Source organism: Agarivorans litoreus (genome assembly GCF_019649015.1).
Taxonomy (GTDB): domain Bacteria; phylum Pseudomonadota; class Gammaproteobacteria; order Enterobacterales; family Celerinatantimonadaceae; genus Agarivorans; species Agarivorans litoreus.
Window position 1 is genome coordinate 2,833,423 of record NZ_BLPI01000001.1, and the last position, 18,647, is coordinate 2,852,069.

Annotated in this window: 23 protein-coding genes; 13 read left to right on the plus strand and 10 right to left on the minus strand. The window is 44.3% G+C overall.

Going from position 1 to position 18,647, the window contains the following annotated elements:
* Window positions 1-15: 15 nt before the first annotated feature.
* From K5L93_RS13140 to K5L93_RS13170, 7 genes are read right to left on the minus strand one after another with little or no spacing between them, the layout of a single operon-like run.
* On the minus strand, window positions 16-1,518 hold the full coding sequence (locus K5L93_RS13140; RefSeq protein WP_220720242.1) for an RNA polymerase factor sigma-54: 1,503 nt from the start codon (window positions 1,516-1,518) through the stop codon (window positions 16-18).
* A gap of 51 nt (window positions 1,519-1,569) precedes the next feature.
* The gene (gene lptB / locus K5L93_RS13145; RefSeq protein ID WP_016400744.1) at window positions 1,570-2,295 is read right to left on the minus strand and encodes an LPS export ABC transporter ATP-binding protein; all 726 of its coding nucleotides are present in this window, start codon (window positions 2,293-2,295) and stop codon (window positions 1,570-1,572) included.
* On the minus strand, window positions 2,295-2,774 hold the full coding sequence (gene lptA, locus K5L93_RS13150; protein WP_220720243.1) for a lipopolysaccharide transport periplasmic protein LptA: 480 nt from the start codon (window positions 2,772-2,774) through the stop codon (window positions 2,295-2,297). The genes lptB and lptA overlap by 1 nt, the downstream gene beginning before the upstream one ends.
* A gap of 25 nt (window positions 2,775-2,799) precedes the next feature.
* Window positions 2,800-3,357: an LPS export ABC transporter periplasmic protein LptC gene (gene lptC / locus K5L93_RS13155; RefSeq protein ID WP_220720244.1), complete on the minus strand. Its 558-nt coding sequence runs from the start codon at window positions 3,355-3,357 to the stop codon at window positions 2,800-2,802.
* A complete protein-coding gene (gene kdsC / locus K5L93_RS13160) occupies window positions 3,354-3,905 on the minus strand; it encodes a 3-deoxy-manno-octulosonate-8-phosphatase KdsC (protein WP_220720245.1) in 552 nt (183 codons plus the stop codon). The genes lptC and kdsC overlap by 4 nt, the downstream gene beginning before the upstream one ends.
* Window positions 3,905-4,870 carry a KpsF/GutQ family sugar-phosphate isomerase gene (locus K5L93_RS13165; protein WP_220720246.1) on the minus strand — a complete coding sequence of 322 codons (966 nt, stop codon included), beginning with the start codon at window positions 4,868-4,870 and terminating at the stop codon, window positions 3,905-3,907. The genes kdsC and K5L93_RS13165 overlap by 1 nt, the downstream gene beginning before the upstream one ends.
* A gap of 39 nt (window positions 4,871-4,909) precedes the next feature.
* Complete coding sequence (locus tag K5L93_RS13170; protein WP_220720247.1) at window positions 4,910-5,878, minus strand: calcium/sodium antiporter; 969 nt, start codon at window positions 5,876-5,878, stop codon at window positions 4,910-4,912.
* Between the two features lie 147 nt (window positions 5,879-6,025).
* Here K5L93_RS13170 and K5L93_RS13175 point away from each other — a divergent pair, with 147 nt between their 5' ends.
* The 7 genes from K5L93_RS13175 to murA are packed head-to-tail and all read left to right on the plus strand — an operon-like array spanning window position 6,026 to window position 10,557.
* The gene (locus K5L93_RS13175) at window positions 6,026-6,826 is read left to right on the plus strand and encodes an ATP-binding cassette domain-containing protein (protein ID WP_246615050.1); all 801 of its coding nucleotides are present in this window, start codon (window positions 6,026-6,028) and stop codon (window positions 6,824-6,826) included.
* The gene (gene mlaE / locus K5L93_RS13180) at window positions 6,823-7,599 is read left to right on the plus strand and encodes a lipid asymmetry maintenance ABC transporter permease subunit MlaE (protein WP_220720248.1); all 777 of its coding nucleotides are present in this window, start codon (window positions 6,823-6,825) and stop codon (window positions 7,597-7,599) included. The genes K5L93_RS13175 and mlaE overlap by 4 nt, the downstream gene beginning before the upstream one ends.
* Before the next feature lie 14 nt (window positions 7,600-7,613).
* Window positions 7,614-8,081, plus strand: coding sequence for an outer membrane lipid asymmetry maintenance protein MlaD (gene mlaD / locus K5L93_RS13185; protein ID WP_220720249.1), 468 nt, complete (start codon window positions 7,614-7,616; stop codon window positions 8,079-8,081).
* Window position 8,082: 1 nt separating this feature from the next.
* Window positions 8,083-8,724, plus strand: a complete 642-nt coding sequence (locus K5L93_RS13190) for an MlaC/ttg2D family ABC transporter substrate-binding protein (RefSeq protein ID WP_220720250.1) — start codon at window positions 8,083-8,085, stop codon at window positions 8,722-8,724.
* Entirely contained in the window at window positions 8,721-8,999 is a 279-nt protein-coding gene (locus tag K5L93_RS13195; protein WP_220720251.1) for an STAS domain-containing protein, read from the plus strand. Before K5L93_RS13190 ends, K5L93_RS13195 begins: the two co-directional genes overlap by 4 nt.
* 22 nt (window positions 9,000-9,021) lie before the next feature.
* The gene (locus K5L93_RS13200) at window positions 9,022-9,276 is read left to right on the plus strand and encodes a BolA family protein (RefSeq protein ID WP_016400755.1); all 255 of its coding nucleotides are present in this window, start codon (window positions 9,022-9,024) and stop codon (window positions 9,274-9,276) included.
* A gap of 15 nt (window positions 9,277-9,291) precedes the next feature.
* Window positions 9,292-10,557, plus strand: a complete 1,266-nt coding sequence (gene murA / locus K5L93_RS13205; RefSeq protein WP_220720252.1) for a UDP-N-acetylglucosamine 1-carboxyvinyltransferase — start codon at window positions 9,292-9,294, stop codon at window positions 10,555-10,557.
* On the opposite strand, the gene degS is transcribed toward murA, so the two are convergent.
* The 3 genes from degS to K5L93_RS13220 all read right to left on the minus strand — a co-directional run bounded on the left by degS (window position 10,541) and on the right by K5L93_RS13220 (window position 13,584).
* A complete protein-coding gene (degS, locus tag K5L93_RS13210) occupies window positions 10,541-11,635 on the minus strand; it encodes an outer membrane-stress sensor serine endopeptidase DegS (protein WP_220720253.1) in 1,095 nt (364 codons plus the stop codon). The genes murA and degS overlap by 17 nt on opposite strands.
* 97 nt (window positions 11,636-11,732) lie before the next feature.
* Window positions 11,733-13,100 carry a Do family serine endopeptidase gene (locus K5L93_RS13215; protein WP_220720254.1) on the minus strand — a complete coding sequence of 456 codons (1,368 nt, stop codon included), beginning with the start codon at window positions 13,098-13,100 and terminating at the stop codon, window positions 11,733-11,735.
* Between the two features lie 79 nt (window positions 13,101-13,179).
* Complete coding sequence (locus K5L93_RS13220) at window positions 13,180-13,584, minus strand: Z-ring associated ZapG family protein (protein ID WP_220720255.1); 405 nt, start codon at window positions 13,582-13,584, stop codon at window positions 13,180-13,182.
* Between the two features lie 108 nt (window positions 13,585-13,692).
* Between K5L93_RS13220 and zapE the strand changes: the two genes are divergently transcribed.
* The 6 genes from zapE to K5L93_RS13250 all read left to right on the plus strand — a co-directional run bounded on the left by zapE (window position 13,693) and on the right by K5L93_RS13250 (window position 18,619).
* Window positions 13,693-14,808 carry a cell division protein ZapE gene (zapE, locus tag K5L93_RS13225; protein WP_220720256.1) on the plus strand — a complete coding sequence of 372 codons (1,116 nt, stop codon included), beginning with the start codon at window positions 13,693-13,695 and terminating at the stop codon, window positions 14,806-14,808.
* Between the two features lie 192 nt (window positions 14,809-15,000).
* Window positions 15,001-15,429: a 50S ribosomal protein L13 gene (rplM, locus tag K5L93_RS13230; RefSeq protein WP_016400761.1), complete on the plus strand. Its 429-nt coding sequence runs from the start codon at window positions 15,001-15,003 to the stop codon at window positions 15,427-15,429.
* A gap of 17 nt (window positions 15,430-15,446) precedes the next feature.
* Window positions 15,447-15,839 carry a 30S ribosomal protein S9 gene (gene rpsI, locus K5L93_RS13235; protein WP_040306930.1) on the plus strand — a complete coding sequence of 131 codons (393 nt, stop codon included), beginning with the start codon at window positions 15,447-15,449 and terminating at the stop codon, window positions 15,837-15,839.
* 242 nt (window positions 15,840-16,081) lie between these two features.
* Window positions 16,082-16,672 (plus strand): ubiquinol-cytochrome c reductase iron-sulfur subunit, encoded by a 591-nt coding sequence (petA, locus tag K5L93_RS13240; protein WP_220720257.1) that lies wholly within the window; start codon window positions 16,082-16,084, stop codon window positions 16,670-16,672.
* Between the two features lies 1 nt (window position 16,673).
* Window positions 16,674-17,885, plus strand: coding sequence for a cytochrome b (locus K5L93_RS13245; protein WP_220720258.1), 1,212 nt, complete (start codon window positions 16,674-16,676; stop codon window positions 17,883-17,885).
* Window positions 17,885-18,619, plus strand: a complete 735-nt coding sequence (locus tag K5L93_RS13250) for a cytochrome c1 (protein ID WP_220721520.1) — start codon at window positions 17,885-17,887, stop codon at window positions 18,617-18,619. The genes K5L93_RS13245 and K5L93_RS13250 overlap by 1 nt, the downstream gene beginning before the upstream one ends.
* The last annotated feature ends 28 nt before the right edge of the window (window positions 18,620-18,647 follow it).

Below are 18,647 nucleotides of genomic sequence, written 5' to 3' on the forward strand. Positions count from 1 at the left end.
CCCTTTTTAGTGGCCTTAAATAAGGCTCTTTCGTTGGTTAGAAGGTGGAATTGCTAAAGATTCACGATATTTAGCAATTGTACGTCTTGCCACCTTGATCCCCTGATCTGCCAAAATATCAGCAATTTTGCTGTCGCTGAGTGGTTTACTGGTATTTTCGGCAGCTACCAGTTTCTTGATTAATGCACGAATAGCGGTTGATGAACACTCACCTCCACCATCGGTAGCCACATGGCTAGAAAAGAAATACTTAAGCTCGAAGATACCGCGCGGTGTGTGCATGAACTTTTGGGTGGTTACTCGGGAAATAGTGGATTCATGCATTTCTACAGCTTCTGCAACATCGTTCAGTACCATTGGCTTCATGGCTTCTTCGCCATATTCAAAAAACGCCTGTTGATGATGAACAATGCAGTTGGATACTTTTAATAGGGTTTCGTTGCGGCTCTCGATACTTTTAATAAACCACTTGGCTTCTTGTAAGTGGCTACGAATAAACTGGGTATCGTTAGCGTTGGTGGAGGTTTTACTTAAAGATGCATAATGGGAGTTAACCCGTAACTTAGGCATTGCATCTGGGTTGAGTTCTACCACCCAGCGTCCTTGGCGCTTAACAACCGATACATCTGGGATAATATACTGGGCTTGGTTAGGCTCAACTGCGTTACCAGGCCGAGGTTCAAGCGTATGAATCAAACGCATAACTTCGCGTAACTGGTCTTCTTTAAGTTTGGTTTTACGGGCTAATAGACGAAAATCGCGATTAGCTAATACATCAATGTGATTTGAAACTACGTCTTTGGCTTCATTTAGCCAAGGTGTGTCTTCGGCAAAGCGACTTAATTGGATTAGTAAACACTCTTGCAGCGAGCGCGCTGCTATACCAACCGGGTCAAAATGCTGAATGCGCTTAAGCACCGCTTCTACTTCATCCAGCTCTACATCTAAGTCATTGTTATCGCTTGAACGTAAGCCTTCCAGTAGCTGCTCACAGTCTTGAGTGAGGTAGCCCGATTCATCTACCGCATCAATAATGGCTAAAGCAATAGCTTGGTCTACTTCACTAAATGGAGTGAGTTGCATTTGCCACAATAAGTGGTCTTGCAATGAGTCGACAGTTTCGCCCTGAAACACCATGTCGTTGTCGTCGCTGATGGCATTGCCAGATGAGCTGGCCGGAGCAGAACTAGCGCTGTAGATATCGTCCCAAGTAGAGTCAACAGGGAGGTCGTCAGAAACAGTTTCTTGATTAATGGCATCGCCTGCTTCAATTTGACTGTTGTCTATGTCCGCAGTGGATTCGGCCTCGGTAGACTTCTCATTAGTAGATTTAGCGTCGTTTGCGTCACTATCATTGGCATGAGACTCATCCGCCTCAAGCAGAGGGTTACTTTCCAGAGCCTCTTGGATCTCTTGCTGTAAATCCAGTGTTGAAAGCTGGAGTAAGCGAATGGCCTGTTGTAACTGGGGGGTCATGGTTAACTGCTGACCAAGACGCAACTGCAAAGATGCTTTCATTAACTACCGCTGTTCCTTCTTTTTATTGTCTTTTTTAAACTTGCACTTTAACTATAGCTTGAATTGTTCCCCGAGATAAACTCGTTTCACATGTTCGTTTTCGAGAATTTCTTCTGGCTTTCCTGAGGCTATCAATTCACCTTGGCTAACGATATAGGCATGCTCACAAACATCGAGAGTTTCTCGAACATTGTGGTCGGTTATTAGTACACCTAGACCGCGATCACGTAGGTGTTCAATGATCTTTTTAATATCGATAACAGAAATAGGATCTACCCCCGCGAAGGGTTCGTCAAGCAAAATAAACTTAGGTGCGGCGGCTAGTGCTCGAGCAATTTCAACTCTTCGGCGTTCACCACCCGATAAGCTCATGCCTAGGTTTTTGCGAATATGGCCAATGTGAAACTCTTCAAGAAGGTCGTCTAATGCGCCAATTTGTTGCTCTTTATCGAGGTCTTTTCGAGTCTCTAATACGGCAAGAATGTTCTTCTCTACGGATAAGCGGCGAAAGATAGAGGCTTCTTGCGGAAGATAGCCAATGCCTTTGCGTGCACGGGTGTGCATTGCAGTACTGGATATATCGTCATCGTCGATGAGAATTCGGCCTTGGTCACGAGGCACCAAACCCACCACCATGTAAAAAGTGGTTGTTTTGCCAGCGCCGTTTGGGCCAAGTAAACCGACAATTTTGCCGGTCTCTACGTTTAAGCTAACGTTTTTGACAACTTTGCGGCCTTTGTAAGCCTTAGCCAAGTTTTCAGCAATTAGGGTGCTCATTATTGCTGGTCTTCCTTGGGGGTTAGCTCATCAAGCTGTTGAGGCAAGAAAATAGTGGTGACACGGCTATTCTCGTCGCCTTGAGCCACCATTTCTTGTTTATTAATGCTGTATTTGATCATTTTACCCTTTACCAAGCTCTCTTCTTGTTTGAGTTGAGCATTGGTAGTGAGTGTTAGCGTTTGGGTTTTTAAGTCGTAACGCACTTCGTTAGCTTCAGCTTCAATTGGCTTGCCGCTATCAAGTAATTGATAAAACGTTGCGGGTTCGCCTTTAGCGATCATAACTTCGCTGCCTTTTTCTTCGCTACCAATAACGCTTAGTTCTTCGGCGTGCATTTTTATCGAGCCTTGAGTCACCACAACATTATTGTAAAAGGTGACTCGGTTTTCTTTGATATTGACCTGCTGGCGGTCAGCATCAACAATAATTTGTTTGTTAAAGTCGTCTTCTAGTGCTTGTGAACCCCAAGAAAACATAAACAAGCTAGCTGCAAGTGCTAACTTACTCTTGTGGGTTGTGGTAAACCGCTTCGATATCATCTAATAAAGTCACTATTTCGTTGGCTAAATCACCGTCCATGCCAACGCCATACAGTTCGTATGAAGGGCCATATACGGTAACAGGTTGATCGCTGCTCATGGTTTCTGTTTGCAGGTCGATCTCCAATCTTTCGGTAATCAAATCGCGAACATACTCACCACGACTCAAATTTTTAATTACTACATTGTCATTTAAAATGACGTTTTGCTGCTGCTGTACTGTAGCGTGATCGGCCACAATTTGCCATACAGGTTGGTTAGGAGCTGGGTACACTAGTATTTTGGGTTGAGCAAAAGTAGTGTGCTTAAGTTGTTCAAAAAACGCCATTTCTTCTGCATAGATTCGGTAGCGTGGGCTGCCGTTTTCGCCAAAGCTCACACTGTAGAGTTTTTCAGCAACAAAGTTTGGTTTGCTGGCCTCGCGTTTAGCGCTTAGCTGCTTGGTCTCTGAAGGGCTAAGCTGCCATAGCACTATGGCTAGTAGAAATAGGCCAGCAAAGAACCAGGTTGGGCGATTCATACACTCATACCTTGAGCATTTTCAAGCTCGCCTTTTGCTTGCAGTAGTAGATCGCAAAGCTCACGAACTGCACCAAAACCGCCACGGGTTTGGGTGATAAAGTTGGCACTTTGTTTACACAAGGGGTGAGCATCTTGGACTGCCACACCTAAACCACAGGCGCGCATAACAGGTGTGTCTACTACATCATCGCCAATGTAAGCGACTTCTTCAGGGGCTAAAGCCAGTTGCTCGAGCATTTGTTGGTAAGCTACTAGCTTGTCTTGTTGGCCCTGGTAGATACGCGTAATGCCTAAAGCCTGCATGCGCTGTTGCACAATGTTAGATTGACGGCCAGTAATAATAGCGACTTCGATGCCGATATTCAGTAGCGCTTTAATGCCAAATCCGTCGTGGGTATGAAAGGCCTTTAGTTCTTCTCCGTTATTGCCCATATAAATGCGACCGTCGGAGAAAACCCCGTCTACATCGCAAACTAAAAGTTTAATTTTAGCCGCCGCATCAAAATTGCTTTGGCTTACCGCGCCATAGGGCGTGTTTATCGTCACTAGTAAACTCCGGCTTGTAATAAGGTATGCATATTAAATGCACCCACAACGGCATTATTGTTTAGCACAAACAAACCGTTAATTGACTTGGTTTTCATGAGTTTTAAGGCATCAAAGGCTAGCCAGTTGTCGTCAATTACTTTGGGGTTTTGCGTCATCACTTGACCAATTTGGGTATCGTGAATATCGATGCGCTGATCAAGGATGCGCCGCAAGTCGCCATCAGTAAAAATGCCTGCCAGCTGTTGCTTGGAATCAAGTACTCCCACCATGCCTAAACCTTTGGCAGTGATTTCGAATAGCGCTTCGCGAATAGTTTGTTCGACTGTTACTAGCGGAATTTGTTCCCCAGTTAGCATTAAGTCGCTGACACTTAGTAGCAGCTTTTTGCCCAAGGTTCCGCCTGGGTGGGACAGGGCAAAGTCGTCGGCCGTGAAGCCGCGAGCTTCTAATAAAGCAACTGCTAGAGCATCGCCCATTACCAAGGTGGCAGTAGAGCTTGCTGTTGGTGCTAGCCCTAAGGGGCAAGCTTCTCGTGGCACCGAGATGCATAAGTGATAGTTAGCCAGCTTTGCCATGGATGAGTTGGGGTTGCTAGTCATGGCAATAGAACGCACACCAATGCGGTTAAACACCGGGTACAGAGACAATATTTCTTCAGACTCGCCTGAATTAGACAAGGCTAATACGATATCGTCGGCGGCGATCATGCCTAAGTCACCATGGCAGGCTTCGCCAGGATGAACAAAAAAAGCCGGTGTGCCAGTAGATGCTAAGGTGGCCGCAATTTTGTTAGCAATATGACCTGATTTCCCCATCCCTGTGAGGATAACTTTACCCTTACAGGCCAGTATCATTTCGCAGGCAGCAGCAAATTCTTGGTCGATATATTGGTGAAGGTTATCAATACCTAAGCTTTCAATTTCTAGAACTCGCTTAGCAACAGCGATGTAATCAAATGACACCCACTTCCCCTTAGTTTTAAAATTAATGACAACAGCGGCTTATACTAAGAATAATAGCATTTGGTAGCCTATGAAGCCGCTTAACAATAAGCCGCCTTCCCATCGAGAAATCTTACGGCTTTTACCAAAACCCATGGCCATTACAAACAGCACCACGGTTACACCCATCATCACATAAAAGTCGCGGCCCGCTGCGTGGGCGTCGATAGGACCAGGCGCCAACATGGCTGGTACCGCCAAAACAGCCAAAATATTGAAAAGGTTAGAACCAATAATGTTACCTAAAACCAAATCGTCTTCTTTTTTTATCACGCCTGCGATACACGCGGCTAGCTCGGGCAAACTGGTGCCAATGGCAATAATGGTTAAGCCGATAACTAGGTCACTCATGCCAAAGTAGCGGGCAATTTCGGAAGCCGAGCCCACTAATAAATCGGCGCTAAGAGGTAACACAACCATACCTATCGCTAACCAAAACAGTGCTTTACCGGTTGGCACATCATTAGGGACTTCCGATTCTGCTTCCTCAACCATTGGGTCTACGGTATTGCTATTACGTTGGCGTAAGGAGTTAACGATTAAGTAGGCCATAAGCGCTATAAACAAGGTAAGTAGAACAACCCCTTCAAGGTAACCCAGTTGTTGGTCGTGTAATACCCAGCCCGCTACTGCGGTAGCACCTAACACCATCGGTAATTCTCTAAACAGAGTTGACGAAGACACCAACAAGGGTTTGAGCAGCGCTGTTAAACCAAGAACTAAAGTAATGTTGGTAATATTGGAGCCAATGACATTACCCACCGCGGTATTCATTTTGCCTTCTAGAGATGCGGTGGCAGAAACCATAATTTCGGGCGCCGACGAGCCTAAAGCCACAATGGTTAAGCCAATAATCATGGGTGATAAACCAAAATTATTGGCGATAGCAGCCGCACCAAAAACAAAACGGTCGGCACTCCATACCAATAATGCTAAGCCAACAATCAACAATAAACATTCAACTAGCATGCAAGTCCTTAAATTAAAAAATATCCGCGATGCAAAAAAATCGAGGCATTGTCGGCATTTTCCCGGTAAAAGGGAAGAGTTTAGCCTTGAGTGTAAGCAATTATCTCAATAATATGTCTGCCTTGGCCAATCAAGATTGCTCACGGAGTGGCAGATAGTTTGATTGAAGTAACACAACTGGCGTTTCAGCGCGGTGATAAAGTCATTTTTGATGGCTTAGATCTACATATCCCAACCGGCAAAGTGACAGCCATTATGGGGCCTAGTGGAATTGGTAAAACAACACTGCTCAAATTAATTGGTGGTCAGCTAAAGCCGACTGCAGGCCAAGTGCTGATTGATGGCCAAGATGTTCACCAACTAAAGCGCAGTGATTTGTTCAAACTGCGTAAACGTATTGGCATGTTGTTTCAAAGTGGCGCTCTATTTAGCGACCTTAACGTTTTTGAAAATGTTGCTTTTCCATTGCGTGAACATACCACGTTGCCCGAGCCGGTGCTGCGTAACTTAGTGTTAATGAAATTGCAGGCAGTAGGCCTACGTGGCACGGCTCAGTTAATGCCTAGCGATTTATCTGGAGGTATGGCTCGGCGCGTGGCGCTAGCTCGTGCGATTGCTTTAGAGCCAGAAATAATTCTTTATGATGAACCCTTTGTTGGCCAAGATCCGATCTCGATGGGCGTACTGATTAAGCTTATTCAAGGTTTGAATCAAAGTTTGCAACTCACTTCAGTCATCGTTTCTCACGACGTGAATGAGGTGCTAAGCATTGCCGATTATGTCTTTGTTATTGATGGCCACAGTGTGTTAGCACAAGGAACGGTTGAAGAGATTGCTAAAAACCCAGACCCTCGGTTAGCCCAATTCCTTCAAGGTCAGGCTGATGGACCCGCGGCATTTCACTATCCTGCAGAAGACTACGCGCAAGCATTAAAGGCGAGTTTATGATTGACGCTATTGCAGCCTTAGGCCGCAACACCTTATTACGTCTTGGTGCGCTAGGCCGCGCCAGCTTAATGCTTTGGCATGCTCTACTGTGTTTACCAAGCAAGCAATTACTTAAAGATACTATCCGCCAAATTTACGTAGTCGGTGTGCAATCACTACCTATTATTGTGGTCTCTGGTCTATTCATTGGCATGGTACTCGCCTTACAGGGCTACCACATTTTGGTGGATTTTGGCGCCGAGACTAGCCTCGGTCCTATGGTGGCTTTATCGCTGTTACGTGAGCTTGGCCCAGTGGTTACAGCATTGTTGTTTGCTGGTAGGGCTGGCTCAGCCTTAACTGCCGAAATAGGTTTGATGAAAACCACCGAACAACTCTCTAGCATGGAAATGATGGCCGTTGATCCGCTTAAGCGAGTGATCGCTCCACGTTTATGGGCTGGCTTTATTGCCATGCCCTTGCTTACTTTAATGTTCAACTTGGTAGGTATATGGGGTGGTTTTTTAGTTGGCGTTGAGTGGCTAGGTGTAGATAACGGCAGCTTTTGGTCAATTACCGCAGCTTCAATAGAATTTGGTCAAGACATTGGCAATGGCATTATTAAAAGCGCTGTGTTTGCTATAACAGTAGTTTGGGTTGCTTTGTTTAATGGTTACGATGCGATGCCGAGCGCTCAGGGAATTAGCCAAGCGACTACACGCAGCGTGGTGCACGCCTCTTTATTGGTTTTAGCCTTTGATTTTGTTCTAACCGCCTTGATGTTTGGCAGTTAGGTTTAGGGAATAACATGAAAGTAAATAAATTAGAATTATCGGTTGGTTTGTTTGTGTTGTTGGGCATTGCTGCCTTACTGATTTTGTCGCTCAAGATAGCCAATAGCCAATTAGGGAACAACTCCGATACTTATACTTTGTATGCTAAGTTCGACAACATTGGTGGGCTAAAAGCCCGCTCCCCGGTCAAAGTTGGCGGTGTGGTAGTTGGTCGCGTCGAAGACATTAATCTTGATACTGATGATTACATGGCAAAAGTCACTTTAAGCATGTATCGCCAATATGGCCTCTACCCCGAGACCAGTTCATTATCCATTCTTACCGCTGGCTTGTTAGGTGAGCAATATATAGGCCTTACCCCAGGTTTTGTATTGGATGGTATTGAAGAGCTAAATGACGGTGATGTGATCGAAGACACTAAATCAGCGTTAGTACTAGAAGAATTAATTGGGCAATTCCTGTTTTCTATAACGGAGAAATAGCATGTTTATAAAGCGCTTGATGTTGGTATTAACACTATTATTTAGTGTGAGTGCCTTAGCTGAACAGGTAAACGAAAATCCTTATCGTTTGATGAGCTATGTAGCAGAGCAAACTTTTAGTCGCTTAGCGGCAGTGGATAGGGATGCGGCTGATTCAGCTCAGCAAATACAAGATATTGTGCGTGAACAGTTAATGCCGCATATTGATTATCGTTATGCATCATTTATCGTGTTAGGCACGCAAATTCAAAAAACGACTAAGCCACAACGAGAAGAGTTTACCGCCGCTTTTAAAGAATATTTGGTAAGTACCTACACTCAAGCTTTAGGGCAATACAAACAACAGCAAGTAACTATTGAGCCAGAACGCTCGGTAGAGGGTAAGTCTAAAGTTGGCGTCAAAGCACAATTTGTTGACGGAGAGCGTCCACCGATAAAATTGGAATTTAAATTCCGTAAGTTAAAGAACCAAACGCCCGACAGCCCGGATCGCTGGCTGGCTTACGATCTTGTCGCTGAAGGGGTTAGTTTGCTCTCGACAAAACAATCTGAGATGGATAGTTTGATTCGCAACAACGGCATTGATGGCGTTATAAAACTTCTACAAGACAAAAACTTTGCGGCTAATGAGTCTAAGTCATGAAGGCTGAATTGAGCGTTGAGCGGCAGTGTTTATCGCTTAGCGGAGATTGGGATAGCCAACAAGTTGCACTTAAGTGGAACGAATTGCGAACTTGCCAAGCTCAAGAATTAGATCTCGCCAAGCTCAAGCGGATTGACTCTGCAGGAATAGCCGCTATTATCACCGCCTTAAAACCGGAGCCCAGTAAGCGCTTATTAATTAAGCACTGTCCTGAACAAGCCAGGCTGTTATTTAAACTTTACGAGTTAGACAGCTTGCTGCACTTTGAAGATTAACGCACTTAACGCGGAGCGAATTATGCAACCAGAACAAATCGAAGAAATCTTATCGCAAGCGCTTGAGTTAGAGCATGTGCAAGTGAGTGGTGAAGGTAATCACTTTCAAGTTGTTGCTGTTGGTGCAATGTTTACGGATTTATCGCGAGTTAAAAAACAACAAGCGGTTTATGCACCATTGAAAGAGTACATTGCGAGTAATGAAATTCACGCTTTAGGAATAAAAGCGTTCACTCCTGATGAATGGCAAAAGCAACAGAAGTTTGGCCAATTGTAGTCTTTAGGAGTTTTAGTGGATAAGTTTAGAATTGAAGGTGGCTGCCGCCTAGAGGGTGAAGTGGCTATCTCGGGGGCAAAAAACGCGGCTCTGCCAATCCTTTTTGCAACCTTATTATGTGAAGAGCAAGTTACCCTACACAATGTCCCTCAGCTAAGAGATATTGGCACTACCTGTAAGATGCTTGAGCATCTTGGGCGCGAAGTAGAAGTTAAGGGCGAAACCGTTATTGTTAAAGCGGGTAAAGCCAATGACTTTGTGGCCCCTTATGATTTAGTTAAAACCATGCGTGCTTCTATTATGGCCTTAGGGCCGTTAGTGGCGCGTTATGGTGAAGCTGATGTATCGCTACCTGGCGGTTGTGCCATTGGTGCGCGCCCAGTTAATTTACATATTCATGGCTTAGAGCTTATGCAAGCTAACATGAGTGTGGAAGATGGTTATGTAAAAGCTCGCGTAGATGGCCGTTTAAAAGGTGCTCGCATCTTTATGGACATGGTGAGTGTAACCGGTACTGAAAACTTAATGATGGCTGCTGCGCTGGCTGAGGGCGAAACCATCATTGAAAACGCCGCTCGCGAACCTGAAGTGGTCGACCTCGCAGATTTCTTAAATACCTTAGGTGCCGACATTAAAGGTGCGGGTAGCGACACCATTGTAATTAACGGCGTAGAAAGCTTACATAGTGGCGAATACAGTGTTTTACCTGACCGGATAGAAACCGGAACGTACTTGGTGGGAGCAGCGGTAACCGGTGGTAAAGTGCGTTGTACCCATACCGATCCCAGTTTAATGGAATCGGTACTTTCTAAGTTGGAAGAAGCGGGCGCTAAGGTTACTAGTGGCAAAGACTGGATTGAAGTTGATATGCAAGGCTGCCAGCTTAAAGCAGTAAACGTGAAAACTGCACCTCATCCAGCATTCCCAACTGATATGCAAGCACAGTTTACCGTGTTAAACATTGTTGCCGAAGGTACCGGGCATGTAACGGAGACTATCTTCGAAAACCGCTTTATGCACGTGCCGGAGTTAATGCGTATGGGGGCGGAAATTGAGTTAGAAGGTAATACCGCTATTTGTAAGCACTCTGAGCACTTAACTGGCGCGCAGGTAATGGCGACTGATTTACGTGCGTCTGCGAGCTTAGTGATTGCTGCATTGGTAGCTGAAGGCGAAACCGTAGTAGACCGGATTTACCATATTGACCGAGGTTATCAAAACATCGAAACCAAGTTTGCTAACCTAGGCGCAAAAATTACTCGTTTTAACGACCGCTCGTAGGTTGAGTAGGCAGTTTTAACTCAGTAATTTTAACGGGGAGCTCAAGTAGTTCCCCGTTTCTATATAGGCGAACCATAATCTCCGAGCCTGGGCGCGTTTCTGCCACAATGTCCATCGCCTGTTTGATCGACTCAATATCTGTTCCAGCAATGCTCACTAATATGTCATTTGCTTGAATACCTGCTTCACCAGCCGGGCCGTTTGGATCAAGTCCACTCACGATTACCCCACGGGTTTCATTAAGTTTTAAGCGAGAAGCAAGTAAAGGCGTGATTTTTTGCCCGTCTAAGCCTAGATAACCACGTACTATGGTGCCGTCTTTAATCAGCCCAAGCATGATTTTTTTAGCCAGTTCATAAGGTATAGCAAAGCTTATTCCGTAGGTATCGGCAGCATCGTTTAAGTGGTAAGCAGAAGTGTTAATGCCAACTAGCTCACCACGGGTATTTACTAGTGCGCCACCAGAGTTGCCGCGGTTAATAGCGGCATCGGTTTGTAAGAAGTCTTGTCGCCCTGTAGAGCTCATACCGCTGCGTCCTGCAGCACTAATAATACCTTGGGTGATGGTTTGACCTACATTGTATGGGTTGCCAATAGCTAGTACTACATCACCTACTTGGGTAACTAATTGATCGTTTTGTGGAATTACCGGCAAATCCGGAGAGGCTTCAATTTTTAGTACCGCGAGATCAGTGATCATATCACCACCCACTAAATCGGCGTTGAATACCCGGCCATCTTGAAGCGCAATAACAATTTGATCGGAGTTGGCGATAACGTGAAGGTTGGTTAATACAAAGCCTTGTTTAGACATGATAACACCAGAGCCCAAACCCTGAGACTCAAGTTGGCTGTCGACATTCACATAAGATTGCAAAAAGCTGCGAGTATAGATATTTACCACCGCAGGCGCTGCGCGCCTAGACGCTTGTGCATAACTAACTAGTGGTGTATCGGTATAGTCATCGAGCAATTGCTTACTGTTTTCTCGAAATTCCGGAAACGCAAACAAAATGCCCAGAGCTATTGCTAATCCAAAAAAAGCGGGCTTGAGTAAATACTTGATTATAGATAACAATTGTTCTTCTCCAGCTAGATTCTCAGCATAGCACGCAGATACTGGAGACAAAAGAAAAGGCGACTAATACGTCGCCTTAAATGTTGCTCGCCTCAATCTATTGAATAATTCGATAGAGGTTCTCATCGCCGCGTTGAATATTTACAGCTAGTACTTTTGGCTTGGTTTCCAATAGAGCTCGTAAATCTGCGATACTGGTGATGCGAATCTTGTTGATGCCTATAATGATATCGCCTTCTTCTAAGCCATTGGCAAAGGCTTTAGAGTTTCGTGCAACTTTATTTACTCGTACACCTGATACCTCAGCGTCTTTACCTGTCGAGCTTAAGCTCGCACCTTCAAGAGCAGGGTGCATGACTTTAGCATTAATGTTTTGTTCTTCCGCCTGCTGTAAAGTCACTTTAAAACTAATCGGTTTACCATCGCGAATGGCGCCAATTTTAATGGTTTTTCCTGCACCCATGGTGCCAATTTTAGCGCGTAGTTCAGCAAAGCTTTTCACCTTTTTATCGTCTACAGCAATGATAATATCACCCGGCTCAATACCCGCTTTATCTGCCGCAGAGCCCTGCATTACCTGATTTACAAATGCTCCATGTTGCGAGTCGGTACCAAAGGCTTTGGCTAGATCACTATTTAATTCACCACCTGTGACACCCAACACGCCGCGGCGAACTTCACCAAATTCGATGATTTGGTCAGCTAAGTTGCGCACCATGTTACTGGGAATAGCAAAACCAATGCCGATGTTGCCGCCATTGGGAGCAATAATCGCAGTGTTAATGCCGATCAACTCACCCCGCAAATTAATTAAGGCCCCACCAGAGTTACCGCTATTAATCGCAGCATCGGTTTGAATAAAGTTTTCAAGATTTTCAATGTTTAGACCACTACGACCTAACGCGCTAACAATGCCCGAGGTTACGGTTTGGCCTAGGCCAAAAGGATTACCAATCGCAACAGTAAAATCACCTACACGAAGCTCGTCAGAATCTGCCAGTTTAATATCGACCAGTTCATCGGCCTCTATTTGCAGCAAGGCGATATCGGTATGACGGTCACTGCCTAATACTTCTGCTTCAAAGGTGCGGCCGTCCTTTAGGGTGACGACAATCTCGTCAGCTTCGTGAATCACATGGTAGTTAGTGATTACATAGCCTTTTTGGGCATCAACAACTACCCCTGAACCTAAGCCTTGGAAGGGACGTTCTTGCTCGGTGTTACCTGGATTACCGCCTGGACCGAAAAAGTATTTAAATAACTCTGGAAGTTGTTGCTGAGAGACTTTGGTACCAGCAACGGAGATGTTAACAACGGCAGGAGTGGCTTGCTCTAGCACCGGTGCTAAGCTGGGGAGTTCTTTACCGCCAACTGAGAGCGGCAACGCTGCGTGAGCTTGAAACGTATTAATGCCAAAAAATAGTGACAAAAATACAATGACAAATTTCTTAGTGGAAACACTCATCTAAATACCCTCATAAACACACGTCATTATAAAAAAGCAGGATCTTAACGACCCCGCTTAGTTTAAAAAGTTCAATGATTTAGCTAGCTTTACGCTGAGCTTCGGTAAATAAACCAGATGGTTGGTTAGAATAATCTTTAGGTTGCGCGTCGCTTGATTCAACCGTTTCGTCTAATTCTAATTTCTCTTGATAATCTGCAAACAGTTGCGGCTGTGCCACATCTTCACTGATTAATGATTTTGACTGGCTAGCCATATGTTCATAGATGCCCTGATATTGCTTGGCCATATCTTCAAGCAACTGGGCACTGGTAGCAAAATGCTCTTGAACTTGCTCTTTATAACTGTTTAGTTCAGCTTTATTTTGTTCGAGTTCTTGCTTCATATTGGCATCGCTACCAACCGGCTTTGATGCTATACGACTAAGGAAGAAGCCAATAGCGACACCAATAAGAAGAAAAATCATACTGCTAATTGCGCTCATATTATTCCTTTGTTGGTCTTGATGAACTTTCAATATACTTGAGAATGCTTTCACATGGTACTATCAATTTTCGACTAAATTTTAGCGGGTTCTGGGAATAGGGAAAGGATGACTCCACAGCAACAATACGAGCAAGATCTGCAAGCTCATGATTTTATAAAAGACAATGCTCAGGCATTTGCTGTTGCTCAACTGCAACGGCTATTTGAACAGTTGAATGAAAAGCCCGTTCCTGCTGCTGTTCCCTCATCTTTTTTTTCCAAGTTAAAAAGTCGATTTTTCAACGCAGATGCATCCACTAAGACTCCTGTTAAAGGCCTTTATATGTGGGGAGGAGTTGGCCGAGGAAAAACCTACCTCATGGACACATTTTTTAACTGCTTACCACAGCAACGTAAAATGCGAGTGCATTTCCACCGTTTTATGCAGCGGGTACATCAAGAGTTAAAAAGCTTAACTGCCCAAACCAATCCCTTAGAGGTCGTGGCCGATCGTTTATATAAAGAGGCAGAGGTTATCTGCTTTGATGAGTTTTTTGTCTCAGACATTACCGATGCAATGATTTTAGGAACCTTATTTGAAGCGTTGTTTGAACGGGGAGTCACTCTTGTTGCTACCTCAAACATACCACCTGAAGATTTATACCGTAATGGTTTGCAGCGTCAGCGCTTTGTGCCAACCATAAAATTGATTCAACAACACTGTCAGGTTATTAATGTAGATGGCGGCAGTGATTATCGAATGCGCACGCTTCATGAGGCAGAGATTTATCACTATCCTCTGGACCACCAAGCAGAGCAAAACTTAGCCCAGTACTTTCTACAACTATCTAACGAACCGCGCCAAACACTTGGTCAAATTGAAATTAATCAGCGGATGATTAATTTTGTTAATGAGGCTGATAGCGTATTGCATGTTGAGTTTAGTGAGTTATGCGAAGGGGCAAGGAGTCAGCTGGACTATATTGAATTGGCAAGGCTTTATCACACTGTGTTGTTATCGGGTGTGGTGGCTATGGGGGCTGATAATGATGATGCAGCGCGGCGGTTTATTGCCTTAATTGATGAGTTTTATGAGCGAAATGTTACTTTAATCATTGCTGCGGATGTTCCGTTAGAAAAACTCTATCAAGGTGGGCGATTGAGTTTTGAATTTGAACGCTGTTTGTCTCGCCTGCAAGAAATGCAATCTCACGAGTACTTAGAAAAAGAACACTTGCCTTAAATAATCGTATTTAGGGGTGGTTTTTTTTTGTACTTCCCCTATAATCTTGCCACCCCACGTTACATGTCACCGATTTGGTGATACTAACAATCCAGCTTACTCCGTATTCGAAGGGATACTATGAGTGGCTACTTTCACGTTTGTGATTATCACAAACACATGTGTAACAGTTATTTTGGGTTATATATACAAATGAAAACTTTTGTAGCCAAGCCAGACAGCGTTAAACGCGACTGGTACGTTGTAGATGCAGATGGTAAAACTCTGGGTCGTATCGCAACTGAAATCGCTTCTCGCCTACGCGGTAAGCATAAAGCTGAATATACTCCTCACGTTGATACTGGTGATTACATCATCGTAATTAACGCTGAGAAAGTAGCCGTAACAGGCAACAAAGCGAAAGGTAAAATTTACCACTCGCACACTGGTTACCCAGGTGGCTTAAAATCAATTAGCTTTGAAAAGTTAATCGAAAAAGCTCCTGAGCGTGTTATCCAGTCTGCAGTGAAAGGTATGTTGCCAAAAGGTCCTCTAGGCCGTGCAATGTTCCGTAAACTGAAAGTATTCGCTGGACCTGAGCACACTCATGCGGCTCAGCAACCACAAGTATTAGACATTTAAGTTACGGAATTTGAATAATGGCTGAGAATCAATACTACGGCACTGGCCGTCGCAAAAGCTCTACTGCTCGCGTATTTTTAAAAGCAGGTAGTGGTAACATCACTGTAAACAACCGTACTTTGGACGTTTACTTTGGCCGTGAAACTGCTCGTATGGTAGTTCGTCAACCACTTGAACTAACTGAATTGTTAGAAAAAGTTGACCTACTAGTTACCGTTAAAGGTGGTGGTACAACTGGTCAAGCTGGTGCTATCCGTCACGGTATCACTCGTGCTCTTATGGAATACGACGAAAGTCTACGTCCTGAGTTACGTAAAGCTGGTTTCGTTACCCGTGATGCGCGTAAAGTTGAGCGTAAGAAAGTTGGTCTACGTAAAGCACGTCGTCGTCCGCAATTCTCTAAACGTTAATTGCTATACACATTCGTGTTACAAAAAAGCTCGGCTATGCCGGGCTTTTCTTTATTCTAAAAGGTTAAAAACCTTGATTTCCCTTGTCAATTTGTGTGTTTTTTATTACTATTTTGTTCGCATTTACCTGCAATAATGTAGTAGCAAGTAAACGCTACCAGTAGCAGAAAAACGCTACCTTGTGCAGCATGCCGCAAGGAAAATTACAATAATTGCGCGGATCCTTACCGGAGAGACATTGGATGAGCAACGCTCCTGTCGATGCTGGCCGCCGTCGCTTCCTAACCTGGACAACAGCTGTTGTCGGTGGTGTAGGAGCAACGTTTGCCGCAGTACCTTTTATCAGTTCATGGAATCCGAGTGCCAAAGCTAAAGCAGCTGGAGCACCGGTAGAAGTGGATATTAGCAAAATAGAACCTGGACAATTACTACGTGTTGAATGGCGTGGTAAACCTGTTTGGGTGGTTAACCGTCCTCAGTCGGTTCTTGATAACTTAAACACCATTGGTGACAAGCTACGAGACCCTAATTCCGAGGAGCCTCAACAACCTGATTATACGACTAACGTACATCGCTCGATCAAACCTGAGCTGTTTGTGGGTGTAGGGCTGTGTACTCATCTAGGTTGTTCACCCACCTATTTACCCGGCAGTTTTGCTGAGCAAGTACAGGGTGTTGAATATGGATTCTTTTGTCCTTGTCATGGTTCAAAGTTTGATATGGCCGGACGAGTGTTCCAAAGTGTACCAGCACCACTAAACTTGGTTGTTCCTCCGCATCACTATGTTGATGAAACCACCATTTTGGTCGGCTTGGATCAGGGAGAGGCATAAGATGAAGGCACTTATCGGTTGGATCGATGAACGGATCCCGTTGACCAAGACCTACAATAAACACGTGGGCCAATACCCAACACCAAAAAACTTTAACTTTTGGTATATTTTTGGCTTTATTGCCATGGTGGTTTTAGTTAACCAAATCCTTACAGGTATTTGGCTAACGATGAATTACAACCCGTCTGGTGATGGAGCGTTTGCTTCTATTGAATACATCATGCGTGATGTGGAATATGGTTGGCTACTGCGTTACATGCATTCCACCGGGGCGTCAGCCTTTTTTGTGGTGATTTATTTGCACATGTATCGTGGCTTAATTTACGGCTCTTATCAAAAACCTCGTGAACTGATTTGGTTGTTCGGGATGTTAATTTTCTTGGTGTTGATGGCCGAAGCATTCATGGGCTACTTGCTTCCTTGGGGACAAATGTCTTACTGGGGCGCGCAAGTAATTATTTCACTGTTTGGGGCTATCCCGGTAATCGGTGATGACCTAACCCTGTGGATCCGTGGTGACTATGTTATCTCTGGTGCAACCTTAAACCGCTTCTTCGCTTTGCATGTTATTGCATTGCCCTTGGTGTTGGTTATGTTGGTGTTCTTGCACATTGTAGCGTTGCATGAAGTAGGCTCTAACAACCCAGATGGTATTGAGATTAAAGCTAACAAAGATGAAAATGGTTGGCCAAAAGATGGTATTCCATTCCACCCTTATTTCACGGTTAAAGATTTAGCCGCCATCGTTGGTTTCTTGTTCTTCTTCTGTTGGGTGATGTTCTTCTTCCCAGAAGGGGGAGGTTTCTTCTTAGAACCGCCAAACTTTGAAGCAGCTAATCCGCTTAAGACGCCAGAACATATTGCGCCGGTTTGGTATTTCACACCTTTCTATGCAATTTTACGTGCGGTACCCGATAAATTACTAGGTGTAGTTATGATGGGCGCATCTATAGCGGTGTTGTTTGTATTACCGTGGTTAGACCGCTGTAAAGTGAAGTCAATTCGCTACCGTAGTACCATACATAAGCTGAACATTGCTCAGTTTGTTATATGCTTCGTGATCCTAGGGGTGTTGGGTGCCTTACCTTCAACCGACCTATTAACTTGGATCGCACGTATTGCAACAGTTGGTTACTTTGGTTATTTCCTACTACTGTGGATTTACAGTAAAAATGAGAAAACAAAGCCAGTTCCAGAAAGGGTGACCAAATGATGAAAAATATTTTTTTAGCATTCGCGTTGCTGCTTCCTAGCTTGGCGTTTGCCGCTGGTTCGACCGTTCCTTTAGACAAAGCGAACTATGACTTAAGTGATAAAGCTTCGTTACAAAACGGCGCTAAGTTGTTTATGAATTACTGTTTTGGCTGTCATAGTACGCAATACCAGCGTTATAATCGTGTAGCAGAAGATTTAGGTATTCCAATTAAGTTAATGGAAGAAAATTTGATTTTTACCGGGGTAAAGCCAGGTGAATTAATGCAAAATGCCATCCAAGAAAAAGACGCTGCTAAGTGGTTTGGTGCGCCAGCTCCAGATTTAACCTTAGTAGCTCGAGTTCGTGGAGCTGATTGGGTATATACCTACTTACGTTCATTTTATGTTGATGAGACGCGTCCATTTGGGGTGAATAACAAAGTATTCCCAAGTGTTGGTATGCCACATGTATTGCAAGAGTTGCAAGGTGTGCCAAACGCGGTTTATGAAACAAGAATGATTGATGGTGAAGATCAGCAAATCTACGTTGGCATCCAATCAGATGGCAGCGGTGAGATGAGCGATGATGAGTATGACCACGCTGTTTTAGACCTAGTTAACTTTTTAGTTTACTCTGCTGAACCTATTCAGCTAGAGCGTAAACGTCTTGGTTACTGGGTGCTTGGTTTCTTATTCATTTTCTTCATTATTAGTTATCTATTGAAGAAAGAATACTGGCGCGACGTACACTAAGTCTTGAGCTAGTATTTAATTATCGGCA